Raw genomic sequence first — 18439 nt, forward strand, 5'->3', positions numbered from 1 at the left:
AATTCATCATTGATAATCTGGAATGCGATGTCATCGCGCATTTCGTGCAGCGGAAAACGTTTAGATTCCGCGATAGTTGAAATTGCCTTTGCGCCAAAACGCGAGTCGAGTAGTTCTGAGCGGAAATCCGTTAACAGCTTCTGGTCCATTTCGAACTCCTTAAATTTATTTGAAGGCAATAAAAAAGTAGGATTTATCTGGAATGGACGCAAGGCGTTACGGGTGTAATTTAAATAACAAAATCCTAAACAGAAAAAAGGCTTTTTATAATATAAACATTTAACATGATAATATTAAAAACAGACTTTATTATCGTAATAAAAATCGCCCAAACATTCCTGTCGGGCGATCGAATTAATTATTGTTTATCCTGCATATACGGTGTGTAAACTCCGTTCAGGCTGTGCAAGAAAGCCACGATATCATCCACATCCTCCTGCGGCAGCTCTTTACCGACCTGGTAGCGCAGCATCAGTTTCACCGCCCCGTCCAGCGTCGGCACATCACCGCGATGGAAGTACGGTGCCGTTAGCGCAACGTTACGCAAACCGGGTACTTTCTGACGCAGTTTATCGCGTTCTTCTTTAGTTACATTCATACGGCCAATATCTGCCGCCGTAATTTCACCAAAATTAAAGTCTTTTTTCAGACCCAGCGGTTCGAAGGAACGTCCACCGAGAATAATACCGCCATGACACGTTGCACATTTATTATCTTTAAATAATTGATAACCTTTTTTCTGCTGCGCCGTCAGCGCATTTTCATCACCACGCAACCATTTATCAAACGGTGAATCCGGCGTAATTAATGTTTTCTCAAATTCAGCAATTGCGTCAGTAATATTTTCACCACTGAAACCTTGCGGATAAACTTTGAGGAACTGCGCTTTCAGCACAGGATCTTTTTCCAACTTCGCAATGATTTCGTCCCAGGATTTGGACGCCATTTCAATCGGATTCAGCGGCGGCCCACCCGCCTGATCCTGCAATGTTGCCGCACGACCATCCCAGAACTGCTCAACGTTAAATACTGAGTTAAATACCGTCGGCGCATTAATCGGCCCAACTGCGCCACCAACACCAATCGATGTTTTTCTGCCATCGACGCCCCCCGCATTCAACGCATGGCAATGAGCGCATGAAATGGTGCTATCAGCCGATAAACGGGGATCGTGATACAGCGCAAAACCCAACGCCACTTTTTGCGCATCGGTAGGCAGTTTTTGCGGGATGGGCTGCACCGGTTCATTGCGATGCTCCGGCGCGGTGTCATTGCTGGCGTAATATTCCGCGCGCTGTTTTGCAATCCAGGCGAGTATTTCCGCCCGCTCTTCATCACTCACCTTACCCGCCCAGTGCAGTGCGGTATAACGCGTTGGCGGCATAGTTTCATACTGCATCACCCATTCAATCTTGTTCAGATCGCTTTGCGAAACGGGTTTATCAGCCAACAGAGCCGCACGCACGGCCTCAAGATTAAAAGATTTATATCCGAGCTTAATGTCGTAATCCATCAACTGTTTCGCGCCAGGAATATAATAATAGGCGGGTAATTCTGCCGAAGGCGTATGGCAATAGTCGCATCCCTTTTCGCGGAGAAAGCCTAAAACCTTATTATTTTCACTGACAGCTGATGCCTGAACATTAGCCTGTTTACTGCGTTTATTATCGTGGTACCACACATAACCAGATAACCCTAAATAGCAAATCGCGACGCCAGCCAGGCCGATCGCGGTAATACGTGAGACCATTTTCATTATTCTTCCCTCACGGTAGTGAGTTATTGTGACCCAGAAAATTTTCCAGAATGCTGCAAACGTCTCTGCGAGACAAAGCCATCATAAAAAACAGGGAGATACGCTTTTTGATAGGAATCAATCAATTACATGAATATAAACTATCAATAAGATAGCCTGTGCCTATTACCCAGATCAGGAATGGCATATCATGATTACGGGGGAGACCATGATTGAATGTTCTGAAAATGAAAAACAACACGAAATCCGTATTTTTATAAATTCCATTGATATTAGCGCGTTATATTTTTTGTCCCATTAATAAACGTGATCCACCGCACGCTTCGTCGCCCATCGACCGGAGCGAATGACTACGCTTAAAGGAAAGCCGATAATTAGCGACGAATTTCGGAGGTCGGATCCTTATGCTCAATCAGAAAATTCAAAACCCTAATCCAGACGAACTGACGATCGAGGTCGATCTCTGTTATGAACTGGACCCGTATGAATTAAAACTGGATGAGATGATCGAGGCAGAGCCAGAACCCGAAATGATTGAGGGGCTGCCAGCCTCTGACGCACTAACACCTGCTGACCGCTATCTCGAACTTTTCGAACATGTCCAGTCAGCAAAAATTTTCCCCGACAGTAAAACGTTTCCTGACTGCGCTCCCAAAATGGACCCGCTGGATATCTTAATCCGCTATCGTAAAGTGCGCCGTCATCGTGATTTCGATTTGCGCCGATTCGTTGAAAATCACTTCTGGTTACCGGAGATTTACTCCAGTGAATATGTATCGAACCCGCAAAACTCACTGAAAGAGCATATCGACCAGCTATGGCCGGTATTAACCCGCGAGCCACAGGATCACATCCCGTGGTCTTCTCTGCTGGCGCTGCCGCAGTCGTACATTGTTCCAGGGGGTCGTTTTAGCGAAACCTACTACTGGGATTCCTATTTCACCATGCTGGGGCTGGCGGAAAGCGGGCGTGAAGATTTGCTGAAATGCATGGCCGATAACTTCGCCTGGATGATCGAAAACTATGGGCACATCCCCAACGGCAACCGCACCTATTATTTGAGCCGCTCGCAGCCACCGGTGTTCGCGCTGATGGTGGAGCTGTTTGAAGAAGATGGTGTACGCGGCGCGCGCCGTTACCTTGAGCATCTTAAAATGGAATATGCCTTCTGGATGGACGGCGCAGAATCGCTGATCCCTAATCAGGCCTATCGCCATGTTGTGCGAATGCCCGACGGATCGCTGCTCAACCGTTACTGGGACGATCGCGACACGCCGCGTGACGAATCCTGGCTTGAAGACGTAGAAACCGCAAAACATTCTGGTCGCCCGCCCAACGAGGTGTACCGCGATTTACGCGCGGGCGCAGCTTCTGGCTGGGATTACTCTTCCCGTTGGCTGCGAGACGCGGGTCGCCTGGCGAGCATTCGTACCACTCAGTTCATCCCCATCGATCTTAATGCTTTCCTGTTTAAACTGGAGAGCGCCATCGCCAACATCTCGTCGCTGAAAGGCGATAAGGAGACGGAAACGCTGTTCCGCCAGAAAGCCAATGCCCGCCGCGATGCGGTAAACCATTATCTCTGGGATGATGAAAATGGTATCTACCGCGATTACGACTGGCGGCGCGAACAGCAGGCACTCTTTTCCGCTGCTGCCATTGTGCCGTTATATGTGGGCATGGCGAACCATGAACAGGCCGACCGTCTGGCAAATGCCGTGCGAAGCCGATTACTGACGCCGGGCGGGATTCTGGCAAGCGAGTATGAAACCGGTGAACAGTGGGATAAACCCAACGGCTGGGCACCGTTACAATGGATGGCGATTCAGGGATTTAAAATGTACGGTGATGACCATCTGGGTGATGAGATTGCGCGTAGCTGGCTGAAGACGGTGAATCAGTTCTATCTGGAACAGCACAAACTGATCGAGAAATACCATATTGCCGATGGTATCCCCCGCGAGGGCGGCGGGGGCGAATATCCATTGCAGGATGGCTTTGGCTGGACCAACGGTGTGGTACGCCGTTTAATTGGTTTATACGGCGAACCATAATATTTTTTACAGCCAGCCACTAACGTCCTACTGGCTGTAAAATTATCCTCTTCAGGAGGAGATATTTAGCATCATCGCCGCCTGGGTACGGTTTTTCACTTCCAGACGGCGATAGAGCGATTCCAGGTGCGCTTTTACCGTTCCGGTGCTGATATTTAATGCCCGACCAATCTCTTTATTCGATTCGCCCGCCGCCAGCATGGTTAAAATTTCCCGCTGGCGGGCGCTTAACGATTTGAGATCTTTCGTATCCTTTTCCGGCGTGGTTCGCCAGTCACCGGGCAGAAACATCATTCCCATCGCCGCACTATTGACCGCCAACACAAACGTATCGATCGAAGAATCACGCGGTACAATCGCCATCACATTGAAATGAATAACCTCCTGCAACCATCGTTTGTTGCAATCCGAAGCCGTGATTAACACCTTAACCTCAGGAAATTGCACCACGGTTTTTTGCAACAACCAGTAGCAAAACTCCCCATCCTGATCGCCATCGAGCATAACTAAGGCTTCAGGGTAGCTTTCCAGCTTTTGCCATAACTCGTCTGCCTGACCGACGCCCTGAATACCTACGCCTGGAATACGTTGCTGTAAACTGATTTTCATTCCATGAATAAATATTGACTGCCTGTCAAACATGATTATTTGCATTACTGAATCTCCACCTGAATACGTTAAAAAGACTTAAGTAGTGGAAGGGTATTACCCGAGAGACAAAATAAGAATTCGCCATTTGGCGGAGGCCATTCTACAGAGATGAAAGACAGAAAATAGTTACCGATATAAATAGTTACAGCTAAACGCCTGAAATTACATGTCGAGGGCACTATTTAAAAAAATCTTAAGGAATTCCTTATATTTTCGCGCCACGTTCCGATTAACCAGGCCAATTCAGCGCACGCTTTAATAGCATCCATAGTTTAAGAAAGTGACTGGATTACGCACAAATACACAATGTTGTATGTCCGCATTTTATAAAACGAATCAAAATTTTGGCTTTGTGTTGGTTATTTCTCTATGCCGAGACGCGAATCCGCCTTTGATTCTCTAAAATCGCCTCACTTTCAACGTTGCATCGTTGTGAAATCATGCATTAGATGTTAGAAAAACAATAAATAATGCGATATACGCGTTACTGTTTCGCTGTGAACAACAATCGGTAAAAGAAATGGATAAAATTCACGCAATGCAGTTGTTCATCAAGGTTGCGGAGCTGGAGAGTTTTTCCCGCGCGGCGGATTTCTTTGCATTGCCAAAAGGAAGCGTTTCGCGCCAGATACAGGCACTGGAACATCAACTTGGCACCCAGCTTCTCCAGCGCACCACGCGACGGGTCAAACTCACACCTGATGGCATGACCTATTACCAACGGGCAAAAGATGTGTTGAGTAATCTCAACGAACTGGACGGTTTATTTCAGCAGGGCGCCCCCAGCATCAGCGGTAAATTGCGCATCGATATCCCATCCGGGATGGCAAAAACCCTGCTACTGCCGCGTCTGCCCGAATTTCTCCATCAATATCCGGGAATTGAACTGGAATTAAGCAGCAATGACCGTCCGGTAGATATTCTTCATGATGGCTTTGATTGCGTAGTACGCACGGGAACGTTGCCCGACGATGGACTCATCACCCGTCCCCTCGGCAAACTGACGATGGTCAACTGCGCCAGTCCGCACTATCTGACGCGCTTTGGTTATCCGCAAAGTCCCGACGACCTGACTTCGCACGCGGTAGTGCATTACACGCCACATCTGGGCGCGCATCCGTTGGGTTTTGAGGTTGCCAGTGTTAATGGCGTCCAGTGGTTTAAGTCCGGCGGCATGTTGACGGTAAACAGTAGAGAAAACTATCTTGCCGCCGGTCTGGCGGGACTGGGGATTATTCAGATCCCCCGCGTCACCGTACGCGAAGCCCTACGCGCCAGACAGCTTATCGAAGTGTTACCCAACTACCGCGCCGAACCACGTTCCATTTCTCTGGTTTACCCACAGCGTCGGGAGCTTTCCCGCCGTGTAAACCTGTTTATGCAGTGGCTGGCTGGTGTGATGAAAGAGTACCTGGACTGACCGACTATACTTTTTAAGAAAGACAACGACAGAAGGACTAAAGAGCGGATGACGCAGGAAAACGAGATTAAACGTCCCACCCAAGATCTGGAGCACGAGCCAATTAAGCATCTGGATAATAGCGATAAAGGCGGCAAAGTTAGCCAGGCGCTGGAAACCGTCACCACCACCGCCGAAAAAATCCAACGCCAACCGATCATCGCACACCTTATTCGCGCGACAGAACGCTTTAACGATCGGCTGGGTAACCAGTTTGGTGCGGCTATCACCTATTTCTCGTTTTTGTCGATGATCCCGATTTTGATGGTGTCGTTTGCCGCAGGGGGTTTTGTGCTGGCCTCCCATCCGATGCTGTTACAGGATATCTTCGATAAGATTCTGCAAAACATCAGCGATCCGACGCTTGCCGCCACGTTGAAAAACACCATCAACACTGCCGTTCAGCAGCGTACTACCGTAGGACTTGTCGGGTTAGCCGTGGCGCTATACTCCGGCATCAACTGGATGGGGAATTTACGTGAAGCAATTCGCGCCCAATCGCGCGATGTCTGGGAACGTTCGCCGCAAGATCAGGAGAAGTTCTGGGTAAAATATCTGCGTGACTTTATTTCGCTGATTGGTTTGTTGATTGCGCTGATTGTGACGCTTTCGATCACCTCGGTTGCCGGTTCTGCGCAACAAATGATTATTAGCGCGCTGCACCTTAATAGCATTGAGTGGCTGAAACCGACGTGGCGGTTGATTGGTCTGGCGATTTCTATCTTTGCCAACTATCTGCTTTTCTTTTGGATCTTCTGGCGCCTGCCACGCCACCGTCCGCGTAGAAAGGCGCTGATTCGCGGGACATTCCTCGCAGCGATTGGTTTTGAAGTGATTAAAATCGTGATGACCTACACCCTGCCGTCGTTGATGAAATCCCCGTCTGGCGCAGCATTTGGTTCCGTGCTGGGGCTGATGGCGTTTTTCTACTTCTTTGCTCGTCTGACGCTGTTTTGTGCGGCGTGGATTGCCACCGCCGAGTACAAAGATGACCCGCGAATGCCGGGGAAAACGCAGCCTTAAAATATGCCGGATGCGGCGTAAACGCCTTATTCGGCCTGGCTCCCCGTAGGCCGGATAAAATGTGCCAGCATCGCATCCGGCTATAATGCGCACATAACCACCTGAAACGACATCTCTTCAGGAGCAAACAATTTCATTCCAACTCATAACCCCAGCATATAAATCCACTTGGTAACTTTTATTTAACCTAAAACCAGTTTTATTGACTATTTATGAAATTGTGTGAAGCATTTCATAGAAGAAAAATCACCAGCCTAAACATCATTCCCTTTTTGCCTGGTTTTTGACCATTTCCGCGATTTGTTACACATTGAAATATCACTTTTGCTGTGCGTAATATGGCTATTCGTTAGCCAAAAAATAAGAAAAGATTATGCAAGCAACAGCCACAACACTCGAAAATAACCAGGAATTCACGCCGGTAAACTCGCGTAATAAAGTCCTTGTCGCCTCTCTCATTGGCACGGCCATTGAGTTCTTCGACTTTTATATTTACGCCACTGCGGCCGTTATTGTGTTTCCGCATATCTTCTTCCCGCAGGGCGATCCTACGGCAGCAACGCTCCAGTCGCTCGCCACCTTCGCCATTGCCTTCGTCGCGCGCCCCATCGGCTCTGCCGTATTTGGTCATTTTGGCGATCGCATTGGACGTAAAGCGACGCTGGTCGCCTCGTTGCTAACGATGGGGATTTCGACAGTGGTGATTGGTCTGTTGCCGGGCTATGCCACGATTGGTATTTTCGCCCCGCTGCTGCTGGCGCTGGCTCGATTTGGTCAGGGGCTGGGTTTAGGCGGTGAATGGGGCGGCGCGGCGCTGCTGGCAACTGAAAACGCCCCGCCGCGCAAACGTGCATTGTACGGCTCCTTCCCGCAACTGGGCGCACCGATTGGCTTCTTCTTTGCCAACGGCACTTTCTTGCTGCTTTCCTGGCTACTGACCGACGAGCAGTTTATGAGCTGGGGCTGGCGCGTACCGTTTATCTTCTCGGCGGTGCTGGTGATTATCGGCCTGTATGTCCGCGTTTCACTGCATGAATCGCCGGTGTTTGAGAAAGTCGCTAAAGCGAAAAAGCAGGTGAAAATCCCGCTGGGTACGCTGCTGACCAAACATGTTCGCGTAACCGTACTGGGTACGTTCATTATGCTGGCAACCTATACGCTGTTTTACATCATGACCGTCTACTCGATGACCTTTAGTACCGCCGCCGCGCCAGTTGGGCTTGGCCTGCCGCGTAACGAAGTATTGTGGATGCTGATGATGGCAGTGATTGGTTTTGGCGTGATGGTGCCAGTCGCCGGATTACTGGCTGATGCCTTTGGTCGCCGTAAAAGCATGGTAATCATCACGACGCTTATCATCCTGTTCGCGCTGTTCGCCTTTAACCCGTTGCTCGGTTCTGGCAACCCGATTCTGGTTTTTGCCTTCCTGCTGCTGGGGTTAAGTCTGATGGGGCTGACTTTCGGGCCGATGGGCGCGCTGTTGCCAGAACTGTTCCCGACGGAAGTGCGTTACACCGGAGCATCGTTCTCTTACAACGTATCGTCGATTCTTGGGGCTTCCGTTGCGCCGTATATCGCAGCCTGGTTGCAGACTAACTACGGGTTAGGTGCAGTGGGGTTATATCTGGCGGCGATGGCTGGCTTGACGTTAATTGCCTTGCTGCTGACGCATGAGACGCGGCATCAGTCGCTGTAAGTATCGTGCGGGCTGCCACCCTCACCCCAGCCCTCTCCCTGAAAGGGAGAGGGAGAAAAGCGGAGCGAGATGTTACATCGCGAACATAACAGACCTCCCCCCCAGAAAGTGAACGGAAAAGCGGTACTCGTTATTTCAACACGCACAAAACAGTCCCCTCGCCCCTTTGGGGAGAGGGTTAGGGTGAGGGGAACACGCTGCTCCCGAATTCACCAGCAAATCTAATCCAACCCCATCACTTCTTCATCTGCGACAAAATCGTCCGACACTGATTAGCCTCCCCTTCGGAAGGTGAGATCAGCGCCAGTAACGCCGCCGCAGGCGTCACCAACGTTGCCAGTGCCGCCGCAACAGCGCCACGGGCAATCAACGGCCCGGCCTTCACACCAGCCTGCGGACTCTTAAACGTCCCACGCACATACAGCGGCGAACGCAGCGTGATAATACGAATCCCTTTGCTCTCCGGATCAATAGTCAAATCCAGTTGCTCCGAAGCAAAACTTGCCGTGCCGGTAACATTGATCAACGCATTCTCAGTATCGAAAGCAAAAATCTGCGGGCGTGCCACACCGTTAGCAATATCCAGATTCGCCGCCGCGCAGTTCACCCGCACCTCATCATCACCGAAAATCGCACCGACAATGTAGTTTCCGACGTTCAGCCCAACAATCTCCATCAGGTTACGGCTCACCAGCCCGTCATTCATCAACAATTTCAGATTGCCGTTACTGTTCCCCAGCAGCGCCGCCACCGAGTTACCGCTACCACGCAGTTCAGCATCGCCATTCATTTCTCCCAGCGTTTTCTGCATCAGTTCTACATCCGGCATCAGCTCCTTCAGTTTCAGTCGACGAGCCTGTATATCCGCCCGCCCCTGCATCGGTTTTTTATCCCCTTCCAGATGAATATTCGCCGCAATGCTGCCGCCCGCCATGCCAAATTTCAGCGGTTGCAGACGCAGGTCAGCGTTTTTGAGGATGATATGGGTAGAAAGAGAGCTAATCGGCAAACTGCTGCCATGTTCTATGCGCCGCCCTTTGAAACGAACATCAGCATCCATCGCATCCCATTTATCGGTTTCGAAGCGGTCATAAGGCAGCACTTTGCCCACAGGCTGAACGTTTTTCTCGCCCTTCTTCTGTTCAGAGCGTTTCGACTTTTCTACCCCTTCCCCGGAATCAACGCCAATCAATGGCCCCAAATCAGCCAGCCGCAACTGCCGTGACTCAACGTCACCTTCCAGTTTTGGTCGCGGCTTACCGGTGGTGTAGACCAGAGAACCGTGGATATCGCTATCGCCAATGCGCCCGTTAAAGCCGCGATAATCAAAGACCGACGATTTTTCAGTGTCGATTTTCGCTACCAGCCGACCATCCGTTTCAAACGGCGGGGTATCGGGCAGCAGAACGCCCGTCAGTTCATAGAGATCACCCAGCGAATCGCCGGAAAATTTAAGCCGTAAATCGACGCCGCCCATTTTCATTGGGTCATTCACGACGCCATCAAAAGCAACACGGGTATTACCGGAGCGAAAATCAGCCTGCACCGGAAAAGGTGTTCCTTCGCCACGCAGCGCCAGCATACCGCCTATTTTTCCTGTACCCGTGAGCGGTTCGCCGTTATAGCGCCCCTGCGCTTTCAGGCCAAAAACGTAATCGCCTACCTTCTCTTTATCTGATTTACCTTTCGATCCAGTAACTTCGCTGAACGGCAACGGCTTACCTAACGGATCGACAAAAATTTCCAGATCTGCTTTGCTTACTTTGTCATCAATAGCGATCCGCCCTTGATCGAACAGAATATTATCCAGACGGAACGACCACGCCGACGGCTTTGCATTCGCGTCTTTGTTGTCATCGTTGGCGAGATTAAACGTCCAGTTATTGTTCTTTTCCGAGAGGCGAATCAGGCGCGCGTCGGGCTTTTCCAGCTTGATCCAGGGCAGCCAGACCGTTTTAGTCAGCAGCGCCAGCGGAGCCAGCGTCGCTTCTACGCGCGGTAAATGTACCATCGTCACTTCGGGAATATCCGGCGGGTTGCCGAGAATGATGTCTTGTGCGTGTACATGAGGCCACGGCACCCAGCTACGCCAGCCGGTTTCCTGCTTTTGCCGTTCCCACACCACGCCCAGATCGCCACGGATGGCGAAGGGGCGATTCAGTTCCGCAGAGACTTTCTGGTTGATGGTCGGTTTGAGACGGTTCCAGTCAAACGTTGCAATCAAAATGATCGCCACGACGATCAACAACAAGAAAGCCCCTGAAATCGCAGCGGTTATTTTGCCTGCTTTGCTCATAGTTCGCTTCCTCACATTCTTCCTGTGCCAGTCCTAAAGATAGTCCAGCCAGGCAGAAAATGAGGCGGCTTACAGAGCCAACGCCACCGAGTCCAGCGTTTCGATTGGTGCCGGACGTGAAAGAAACCAGCCTTGTGCGGCGAATGCGGGAGAATTTTGCACATCGCCCCACTCTTCCTCAGTCTCGATACCTTCGACGATCACCCCACGGCAGTAGCGGTTCATCAAATGCAAAAGCTGGGAAAAGAGCGTGCGACCTTCGGGCGACTGGCGCAACATCACAAACAGTTCGCGAGCGATTTTGATGTAGTCGTAACGCACTTCACTTAGCGCAGAGAAATTTGCCATCCCAGTGCCAAAATCATCCAGCCACAGTGGGCCAAATTCGCACATCGAGGCAAACGTTGAATCTTTCGGTAGACGGATGTGTTCCACCAGTTCGAAACGCAGCCAGGGAAGACGGTCAATCTGACGCAAAATTTCCGGCTGCTGACGTAGGGCAAGAAGCGTAGGTCCATCAATATTAACCGATGCCAGCAGGCCGTGCTCAACGAAGAACGCAGCTTTTTTCGCCAGTAAATCAATCTGTTCTTTCACCACATCCATACGATGCCTGACGGTGATTTCGGCAAAATAACGATCTGGCGGCAGCCGTTGCGAGGGATTATCAGGATGCGTGACAATGGTTAAAAGCTCCACGGCCATCAATCGTCCGGAAGTCTGGTAAATCGGCTGCCAGGTATAAACGCGCTCACACTGCAACCAAAAACGCCGTTCCTGCAAGCTCTCGATGCTTGTTTCAGGGTTGCTTATTCGCTGGATAACCTGCCTTATCATCGAAGATGTCCTGTGTTTAAAAGTGATGCTGCCCGGACTCGACAAATATTATCGGCGCGCCACGGCAGAACTTTACCGCCAGAGAGAAGTTAATTTGCCCACACAACGACGGAATCTTCCAGGAATACGTTCTGGCTCAAAAAAATAATGGAACAGCGTTTTAATATAGTTGACCAGCAAACCACCACAGCGCAAACTAACGCTAATTTTTTACAGATCAGGTTCACGACTATGTCCAAAAAGATTGCCGTGATTGGCGAATGCATGATTGAGCTTTCCGAGAAAGGCGCAGACGTTAAGCGCGGTTTCGGCGGCGATACCCTGAATACTTCCGTCTACATCGCTCGTCAGGTCGATCCTGCGGCATTAACCGTTCACTACGTAACGGCGCTGGGGACAGACAGTTTTAGTCAGCAGATGCTGGACGCCTGGCACGGCGAGAACGTCGATACTTCCCTGACCCAACGGATGGAAAACCGCCTGCCGGGTCTTTACTACATTGAAACCGATAGCACTGGCGAACGCACTTTCTACTACTGGCGTAACGAAGCCGCAGCTAAATTCTGGCTGGAGAGCGAGCAGTCAGCAGCAATTTGTGAAGAGCTGGCGAATTTCGATTACCTTTACCTTAGCGGGATTAGCCTGGCGATCTTAAGCCCGACCAGCCGCGAGAAGCTGCTTTCTCTGCTGCGCGAATGCCGTGCCAACGGCGGGAAGGTCATTTTCGACAACAACTACCGTCCGCGCCTGTGGGCGAGCAAAGAAGAGACGCAGCAGGTGTACCAGCAAATGCTGGAATGCACAGATATCGCCTTCCTGACGCTGGACGATGAAGACGCGCTGTGGGGTCAACAGCCGGTGGAAGACGTCATTGCGCGTACCCATAACGCAGGCGTGAAAGAAGTGGTGGTAAAACGCGGGGCGGATTCTTGCCTGGTGTCCATTACTGGCGAAGGGTTAGTGGATGTTCCTGCGGTGAAACTGCCGAAAGAAAAAGTGATCGACACCACCGCTGCGGGTGACTCTTTCAGCGCCGGTTATCTGGCGGTACGCCTGACCGGGGGCAGTGCAGAAGAAGCAGCGAAACGTGGACATTTGACTGCAAGTACAGTTATCCAGTATCGCGGCGCGATTATCCCGCGTGAGGCGATGCCAGCGTAATGGTTTTTGGCGGAGAACGGGTAGATATTCGTTCTCCGTTGGTTACTTCCTTTTACATAAACCACAGCAGCCAGTAATTATCTGCACGCTACCGCCGTGCCTGGAAAAATATCTGCGGGTATATTCATTACCGTTAATCCCGGCAGCGCAGAAGAAACGCTGCCGGATTATTTATTACTGCGCGGGTGGAATATCCGTCACTTCAGGATGCACATCATCCGTGGCGACAGACGTCGCCGCAGCCGTAGTCGATGGCGCCATGATTTGATCCCAGGCAGCCTGCAACGATTTCATGTTAAATTCCGGCTCGCCTTTCGGCTGCAGCAGAATTAACGCCATGTCGTTCGACAACTGCTGACGCAGATCCTGATTTAACATCTCTACCGTCAGGCTGTTAAGGAAATCCTGACGCAGTTTCTGATATTGCTCCGGTGCGATATCGACAACCTGATTTTGCAGTGAACGCATCCGCTGCCCCATCAGAATATCGGTATCAGCTCGTGCATAGGCGGCAAACAGTTTCTGCAGCTCCAGTTTCTTTTGCGCCACTAACGCATTGAACTCTTCTTCCGGCAGACCTTTATCGCGAACCTTCGCCAGTTCACGCGCCACCAGATTAAGGTTGCTGTTCAGCTTGTCGTTTGGTGACTCGATGTTGATGGCACATTGCGCACGCAGATACAGCACTCGGCAATCAAATCCAAGGCCGATGTCTTTGCTGTTATTGGCGCTTAATGCTTGCTGAACATGCCAGAACAGCGCCTCACGAGCCAGGTCCGCGCGCCAGTAGCGCAGCAGTGCGGCTGACTCACGAATCGGCTGCCACGGCGTGTCCCACATGATAGATAACCGATCCTGGCGCACCGCGTCGGTCATAATGCTCACCGCTTCCGCACGCAGCGGAGAAAGCGTCGGCACCGGAGCCGGTGTTTCACGTTTGCCTTTCAGTTCGCCAAACGTTTTGTTGATTTGGTCGACAACCGAGCGCGCATCAACGTTCCCCACCACCAGCAGCGTCATTGCATCTGGGGTGTACCATTTCTGGTAGAAATCTTTAATCTTTTCCGCTTCAACGGGCTTTTTCAGCGGATCGGCAGGATCGTGACCTAACAAAGTTGATCCTTTCAGACGATAGCGCCACCAGCCTTCTTTAGTGTCGGCAGGCCAGGTTGCCACCATATCCTGGCTTTGCAGCGCATGGTTAACCGTTTCTGGTGTGATGGTCAGCTTGCCGGTCGCATTCGCCAGATAAGAGAGCGCCTCTTTCAGCAGATCGTTACGATTATTTGGCAAACTCAGATTAAACAGCGTGGTGTCGTAAGAGACGATCACCGGCGGCATCGGGCGCTTAGGGTCGATCCCCTGCTGCCACAATGAACGTGCCTGTGCCGCTTCCAGACCACCGCTTTGCGTCAGCGCAATACGAGGAATGGCATGACTGTAACCGCTCTGTTGTGTACTTTCGGCGAGCGAACCGGTATTAACCAGCAGGCGAATTTCAACACGATCGCTGGGACGCTGGGGCGTGGTCAGCACTTGCCACTGTAAACCGTTGGCGAGCGTCCCCTGTTGCCATGCTGGATCAGGCTGGAGCGCATCTGCCTGCACATAGCCAGCAGTGGCCATCACCAGCAAACCGCCCGCTAAAAGTCGAATTTTTGTGCCCTGCATGTGAACCCCTGATCAACTATCCTGGTAATAAAAGACTGCCCGCTATCGGTCAGCCTAAATGACGTTAAAAACACTTCGTGTTAGACCGCAAGAACATAAAAATGTCACGGAGGAAGTGAAATAAACCCGAACTCACCCAGGTGGTAAGTTCGGGCACAGGGGGCAATTATGCTCAAACACCCGCACTCGGGGAAGGGAGTGCGGGCATAAGTGGTGAGATTAAGAGGATAATTCGTGCGTTTTGCCATCCGGCGCACGATTATTCAGCACATCATCCAGTTTTTTGTGGTCCAGCTCTTTAACCCACTTAGCAACCACGATGGTCGCAACGCCGTTACCGACCAGGTTAGTCAGCGCACGGGCTTCTGACATGAAGCGGTCAATACCGAGGATCAGCGCCAGACCCGCCACCGGCAAATGGCCCACCGCAGAGAGTGTCGCCGCCAGCACGATAAAGCCGCTGCCCGTTACCCCAGCCGCCCCTTTGGAAGAGAGCAGCAACACAATCAACAGCGTGATTTGGTGGACGATATCCATCTGACTGTTAGTGGCCTGGGCAATAAATACCGCCGCCATCGTCAGGTATATCGATGTCCCATCAAGGTTAAACGAGTAGCCTGTCGGGATAACCAACCCCACCACCGATTTGCGGCAGCCGAGTTTCTCCATCTTGTCGAGCATACGCGGCAGCGCCGACTCGGAAGAGGATGTTCCCAGCACAATCAGCAGTTCTTCACGGATGTAGCGGATAAATTTGAAAATACTGAAACCGGTCGCTTTAGCGATTGAACCCAGTACCAACACCACAAACAGGATACAGGTGATGTAGAAGCAGATAATGAGCTGCCCAAGCTGTACCAGGGTGCCGACGCCGTATTTACCGATGGTAAACGCCATCGCCCCGAACGCACCGATGGGTGCCAGACGCATGATCATATTGATGATGCCGAAGATGACCTGCGAGAAACTTTCGATAACGTTAAAAATCAGTTGGCCTTTGCTGCCCAGACGGTGGAGCGCAAAACCAAACAGTACGGCAAACAGCAGCACCTGCAGGATGTTACCGCTGGCAAATGCGCCAATGACGCTCGCCGGGATGACATCCATAATAAAGGCGACAATGCCCTGGTCTTTTGCCTGATCGGCGTAAACCGCTACCGCTTTCGCATCAAGCGTTGCCGGATCGACGTTCATTCCGGCACCAGGCTGCACGACGTTAACGATGATAAGACCAATAATCAGCGCGATGGTACTGACAATTTCAAAGTAAAGCAGTGCGACTGCGCCGGTACGGCCGACCGCCTTCATGCTTTCCATGCCCGCAATGCCCGTTACGACGGTACAAAAGATGACAGGAGCGATGATCATCTTAATGAGCTTAACGAACCCGTCGCCAAGCGGTTTCATTTGCTCGCCTATCTCAGGGTAGAAATGGCCAAGGAGAATACCAATGGCTATCGCTGTCAGAACCTGAAAGTAAAGGCTTTTAAACAGAGAGGTTTTCATAGGGTGTCCTTTAGTAAAACCACAGGTCTTGTAAGGTTATGGAGTACCTGCGGCCTTAAAATAACACCCAGACAACATCACAGAAATGTACCTGGATCATAATTGAAACAAAAAGGTTAAAAAGTTTGAACTGGCTCGCACAAACCAGCACTTTTTAAAGTTTTGTAATCAGTTTGGGGTAGCTACTTTTCTTCCAGGTAACTCTCTTCGAAGATTTCAATAGGGAGTGGACGAGCAAAAAGGAAGCCCTGGGCAATACCAACACCTGCTTTTGCCAGCCAGTCGCGTTGCGCTTCCGTTTCTACGCCTTCAGCAATCATTTGCAGATTCAGGCTTTGTGCCAGCATGATAATTGCAGCAATCATGCTGCTATCTTCCGGTAAGCCCTCAACAAACATTTTGTCGATTTTCAGCACGTCTATTGGCAACGATTTCATATGCTGCAACTGACGCAGCCCTGCGTAACCCATGCCGAAATCATCCAGCGCCACCTGTACGCCGGCGTTGCGCAGCGGACGAAGGATCGCCACCGCCGCGTGAGGGTCATCAATGCGTCGGCTTTCCGTGACCTCCAGGATCAACGTTCCAGGCTGAATACGATAACGAGTTAATAACCCCAGCATATCCGGCACCATATTTGGGTGCATCAACTGTAGCGCCGAGAGATTCACCGATAATGGCAACATAATGCCGCGCTCTTGCCAGGCAGCAAGCAGTCGACAGGATTCCTCCAGCACCCAATGACCGACGGTAACCATCAGCCCACAGGACTCAATACGATCGATTAAGCCATCCGGCAGTTCCCAGGTGCCATCCGCTTGCTGGATGCGCAGCAACGCTTCCGCGCTGACGAGTTTGCCGCTGGTCATCTCCACCTGTGGCTGTAGCCAAATAGCAAACTTATGATTTTCCAGTGCATTAAGGATATCGCTCTCTTCCGTCAACCGTTGTTGAGCTTCTTCCATCTGCTGTGGATCATAGAACTGAATCTGATTCTTCCCTTTATGACGGGCGGTAAATGCCGCCGAAATAGCACGGCCATAAAGTTGTTCGGCAGTGAGATCGCCATAGAACATCGCCACACCGATGCTACAGTGCGGACGTAGCTGAATACGTTCAATCGGCAAGCGTTCACTCATGATAGTGAGCACTTGCTGACCTAATGTGATAGCGTGCCACGGTTCCTGTACACCATTAGCGATCACAGCGAAGTCATAGCCACTGACCTGTGCGAGGATCATGCGTGGCGACAGCACCGATTTGATTTTCTCCACCAGCGTCAGTAGCAGGATTTCCCGCTGCGCCTCTTTCAGCACGCCAGCAGTATCACGTAGCGTTTCACAAGTGATGATCATCAGTGCGGTGGTTTGTTTACGTGCGACCACCTGTTCCAGCATCTCCATCAGCAAGGCTTTGTTTGGCAAATCCGACACCGGGAAACGCATCGCGTTTTCGCACTGTTCTTCATAATGGCGCTGCAACAATTGCTGATTGAGGTTGTAACTACGCACCAGCATACCGATTTCGTCGTCCTGGTGCAGACGCGGCAAGGCCAGTTGATGACCGACAATCTCTTGCGGTGGAATGGCGTTTAGCTCGCGAGCGATATTGCGTAAAGGATGTAATATCAGTCGATTAATGCACCAGCTAATCGCCACCGTCAGGATCAGCGACAAAAGTAAGTAAATGGTCACTAACGTAGAGACAGTGCTCATCACGAACTTGTACATGCGGAAGGAATCCGCCTGTAACACCAGATAGGCAATCGGCTGCGGGGTAGCAGGACGTTCCAGCGAGTAGACGCCCAGCGAGATTTGTACCGGTAACTCAAACAGTCGGGTGAACGTCACCGGCACCGGGCGCTCTGGAATAAAACTTTTACGCAGTGCCTGGAACTGATTAGGCAGCACCACGTCGGCGCGACTGACCACGCCCGCTGGTTTTATGCTGGCAAGAATAGCTTCCGCCTGGGGAATATCACCTTTTAAAATGGCGGAAGATAAGGGTTCGCGGACAGAGCGAGCAATGCTTTCCAGTTGCGTAGCCGTGTTATAGCGATTCTGCTGTACCAGGTGGAACAGCAAAACAGTGCAAAAAATAAAAACGAACACCATGACAACGGCCGCCACCATTGCCATCTGCTTAATTGTTAACGAGCGACTAACGCGCAAATTGTCTCCCCCCGGAAATCCCAGATTGCCGCCCGAGTATACCCGATCGCAGCGGCATTAAGAGAGGCGCTATCTGAAAACTTACCAGTCGGCGTAAGGTATCAGCGGCTGCGGCGGTAAATCCATGTCGCCCTGCCATCCGGCGGCGGAATACCGCA

The 18439-nt window shown here is 51.1% G+C and carries 12 protein-coding genes and 2 pseudogenes; 5 read left to right on the forward strand and 9 right to left on the reverse strand.

Annotated features, from left to right (window positions below):
* Positions 1-149: pseudogene (locus A7Z29_RS22255) on the reverse strand (glutamate decarboxylase); the annotation flags it as partial.
* Positions 150-358: 209 nt separating this feature from the next.
* The gene (gene ccp / locus A7Z29_RS22260) at positions 359-1756 is read right to left on the reverse strand and encodes a cytochrome c peroxidase (RefSeq protein ID WP_105290847.1); all 1398 of its coding nucleotides are present in this window, start codon (positions 1754-1756) and stop codon (positions 359-361) included.
* A gap of 404 nt (positions 1757-2160) precedes the next feature.
* Here ccp and A7Z29_RS22265 point away from each other — a divergent pair, with 404 nt between their 5' ends.
* Complete coding sequence (locus A7Z29_RS22265) at positions 2161-3810, forward strand: alpha,alpha-trehalase (protein WP_000934236.1); 1650 nt, start codon at positions 2161-2163, stop codon at positions 3808-3810.
* A 51-nt stretch (positions 3811-3861) separates the two neighbouring features.
* On the opposite strand, the gene A7Z29_RS22270 is transcribed toward A7Z29_RS22265, so the two are convergent.
* A complete protein-coding gene (locus tag A7Z29_RS22270) occupies positions 3862-4464 on the reverse strand; it encodes a helix-turn-helix transcriptional regulator (protein ID WP_001165764.1) in 603 nt (200 codons plus the stop codon).
* A 517-nt stretch (positions 4465-4981) separates the two neighbouring features.
* On the opposite strand from A7Z29_RS22270, the gene A7Z29_RS22275 reads away from it, so the two are divergent.
* The 3 genes from A7Z29_RS22275 to A7Z29_RS22285 all read left to right on the forward strand — a co-directional run bounded on the left by A7Z29_RS22275 (position 4982) and on the right by A7Z29_RS22285 (position 8639).
* Positions 4982-5881 (forward strand): LysR family transcriptional regulator, encoded by a 900-nt coding sequence (locus tag A7Z29_RS22275; RefSeq protein WP_105290848.1) that lies wholly within the window; start codon positions 4982-4984, stop codon positions 5879-5881.
* 48 nt (positions 5882-5929) lie between these two features.
* Entirely contained in the window at positions 5930-6943 is a 1014-nt protein-coding gene (gene yhjD, locus A7Z29_RS22280; protein WP_000191243.1) for an inner membrane protein YhjD, read from the forward strand.
* Between the two features lie 373 nt (positions 6944-7316).
* Positions 7317-8639 (forward strand): MFS transporter, encoded by a 1323-nt coding sequence (locus A7Z29_RS22285; protein ID WP_105290849.1) that lies wholly within the window; start codon positions 7317-7319, stop codon positions 8637-8639.
* Between the two features lie 235 nt (positions 8640-8874).
* On the opposite strand, the gene A7Z29_RS22290 is transcribed toward A7Z29_RS22285, so the two are convergent.
* Positions 8875-10935 carry an AsmA family protein gene (locus A7Z29_RS22290; protein ID WP_105290850.1) on the reverse strand — a complete coding sequence of 687 codons (2061 nt, stop codon included), beginning with the start codon at positions 10933-10935 and terminating at the stop codon, positions 8875-8877.
* A 69-nt stretch (positions 10936-11004) separates the two neighbouring features.
* Positions 11005-11772: a cyclic-guanylate-specific phosphodiesterase gene (gene pdeH / locus A7Z29_RS22295; protein WP_000621120.1), complete on the reverse strand. Its 768-nt coding sequence runs from the start codon at positions 11770-11772 to the stop codon at positions 11005-11007.
* Between the two features lie 231 nt (positions 11773-12003).
* Between pdeH and kdgK the strand changes: the two genes are divergently transcribed.
* The gene (kdgK, locus tag A7Z29_RS22305; RefSeq protein ID WP_105290851.1) at positions 12004-12933 is read left to right on the forward strand and encodes a 2-dehydro-3-deoxygluconokinase; all 930 of its coding nucleotides are present in this window, start codon (positions 12004-12006) and stop codon (positions 12931-12933) included.
* 174 nt (positions 12934-13107) lie between these two features.
* On the opposite strand, the gene A7Z29_RS22310 is transcribed toward kdgK, so the two are convergent.
* From A7Z29_RS22310 to A7Z29_RS24120, 4 genes and pseudogenes are all read right to left on the reverse strand, one after another.
* Entirely contained in the window at positions 13108-14604 is a 1497-nt protein-coding gene (locus A7Z29_RS22310; RefSeq protein ID WP_001163165.1) for a M16 family metallopeptidase, read from the reverse strand.
* Between the two features lie 219 nt (positions 14605-14823).
* Entirely contained in the window at positions 14824-16110 is a 1287-nt protein-coding gene (dctA, locus tag A7Z29_RS22320) for a C4-dicarboxylate transporter DctC (protein ID WP_000858214.1), read from the reverse strand.
* Between the two features lie 182 nt (positions 16111-16292).
* Positions 16293-18281: a biofilm formation regulator HmsP gene (gene hmsP / locus A7Z29_RS22330; RefSeq protein ID WP_001266343.1), complete on the reverse strand. Its 1989-nt coding sequence runs from the start codon at positions 18279-18281 to the stop codon at positions 16293-16295.
* A gap of 81 nt (positions 18282-18362) precedes the next feature.
* Positions 18363-18439: pseudogene (locus A7Z29_RS24120) on the reverse strand (hypothetical protein); the annotation flags it as partial.

This window comes from Escherichia sp. MOD1-EC6842, assembly GCF_002965705.1.
Classification (GTDB): domain Bacteria; phylum Pseudomonadota; class Gammaproteobacteria; order Enterobacterales; family Enterobacteriaceae; genus Escherichia; species Escherichia ruysiae.

Coding starts and splice junctions, on each gene's coding strand:
- A7Z29_RS22285 (WP_105290849.1), top strand. CDS start 7,317: ATGCAAGCAACAGCCACAACACTCGAAAATAACCAGGAATTCACGCCG.
- A7Z29_RS22290 (WP_105290850.1), bottom strand. CDS start 10,935: ATGAGCAAAGCAGGCAAAATAACCGCTGCGATTTCAGGGGCTTTCTTG.
- A7Z29_RS22270 (WP_001165764.1), bottom strand. CDS start 4,464: ATGCAAATAATCATGTTTGACAGGCAGTCAATATTTATTCATGGAATG.
- A7Z29_RS22275 (WP_105290848.1), top strand. CDS start 4,982: ATGGATAAAATTCACGCAATGCAGTTGTTCATCAAGGTTGCGGAGCTG.
- A7Z29_RS22265 (WP_000934236.1), top strand. CDS start 2,161: ATGCTCAATCAGAAAATTCAAAACCCTAATCCAGACGAACTGACGATC.
- ccp (WP_105290847.1), bottom strand. CDS start 1,756: ATGAAAATGGTCTCACGTATTACCGCGATCGGCCTGGCTGGCGTCGCG.
- dctA (WP_000858214.1), bottom strand. CDS start 16,110: ATGAAAACCTCTCTGTTTAAAAGCCTTTACTTTCAGGTTCTGACAGCG.
- A7Z29_RS22310 (WP_001163165.1), bottom strand. CDS start 14,604: ATGCAGGGCACAAAAATTCGACTTTTAGCGGGCGGTTTGCTGGTGATG.
- pdeH (WP_000621120.1), bottom strand. CDS start 11,772: ATGATAAGGCAGGTTATCCAGCGAATAAGCAACCCTGAAACAAGCATC.
- kdgK (WP_105290851.1), top strand. CDS start 12,004: ATGTCCAAAAAGATTGCCGTGATTGGCGAATGCATGATTGAGCTTTCC.
- yhjD (WP_000191243.1), top strand. CDS start 5,930: ATGACGCAGGAAAACGAGATTAAACGTCCCACCCAAGATCTGGAGCAC.